The 1099-nt window shown below is 53.6% G+C and carries 2 protein-coding genes; both read right to left on the reverse strand.

Translation table 11 applies throughout. The annotated features are described in order from the left end of the window. The coding region (locus tag AEAE_RS06640) for an SGNH/GDSL hydrolase family protein (protein WP_244569679.1) at positions 1-507 on the reverse strand (507 nt) is incomplete at its 3' end. Positions 508-589: 82 nt separating this feature from the next. After that, positions 590-1099: cation efflux transmembrane domain-containing protein (locus AEAE_RS06645; RefSeq protein WP_158520558.1), on the reverse strand; the 510-nt coding region annotated here is incomplete at its 5' end.

Genomic DNA, 1099 nt, shown 5'->3' on the forward strand with positions numbered 1-1099 from the left:
CTCGACGATGTAGCGGATCAGCTTGCCGCGGATCGCCAGATTAGCATACAGAACAGGAGACAGGCCCTGCTCAACTCCACGAGCGGATATCTTACCGGCAAGCCGGTCAGTCCAGCCGAAAAGCGGAGTTTCATTATGCGCACTCTGGTTTTCGAAAGTGGTCATGTCCAAGCTCGTGTCGACAGGGTCCCACAAACCTTCGTTCACCGAGTCGCCCACCGTGACCACGCGCTGCCACTTTTCCAAGTGGGGCAACACCACACGAGCAGGAAGGTTGCGCACAGTAAATGAAGTAGCCACAGCCGCGCTGGCTGAGTTCATAGCCGCACTACCAGCGTTCGTAGCTGCGCTGCCAGCCTGCGCTGTGACCTGTGCTGAAGCATTCTGCATGCGCGAAACGAAAGGACGGCGAGAAATCGCCTTTTCTATAAGGTGCTGAACCTCCTGGCCAAGAGTTAGCCGATGGCTGTCGGGCTCATCCACCACGTTCACAGTGTGCTGTGCCATGTCATCCTCCCCTTCGCGCGTGCCCTTACCGGCTTCACCTCTAAGCCTAGCGATATCAGCCGGACTTTTCTGGAAAAATGACTTAGTCGAAGACGAAGTTCACATCAACTACAGGAAGCCTCTTCTTCAACGCCTTTTCTAACTCTCGCTTGCATGAGATCATATTCGACACAGTAATCTGCTCACCTGTTCCCGCAATGTACATATCCACGCGGTACTTCATGCCCTGCTTGAAAACAAGAACCTTCTCCAAGTCAGTCTCCTCAGGCTTATGGTCTAAAGCCTGGCTCATCACATAAGCGTTGAGCGAATCATCCGAATGTACACCACCGACCAGCTCAACGAAAGCATCGCGCAACACCTCAAACGGCTCTTTCACAGCGAAGAGCACAATAATCAGCGTGATGAAGAAGTCGCCCGTGTAATGCAGAAAATCGAGCGGAGTACCCGAAGGAAGCACGAGCAGGAACAGCGCGATTGCGCCGATCCCTGCTGAAATTAAACCGTCGACAAGCGTGCTGCTGGCTTCAGCCTGCAGCAGGGAACTGGCGTTGTTAATCTCGTGGTTTTCTGCCCTATAGTAAGCCCACAA

It is taken from the genome of Aeriscardovia aeriphila (assembly GCF_002259595.1).
Classification (GTDB): domain Bacteria; phylum Actinomycetota; class Actinomycetes; order Actinomycetales; family Bifidobacteriaceae; genus Aeriscardovia; species Aeriscardovia aeriphila.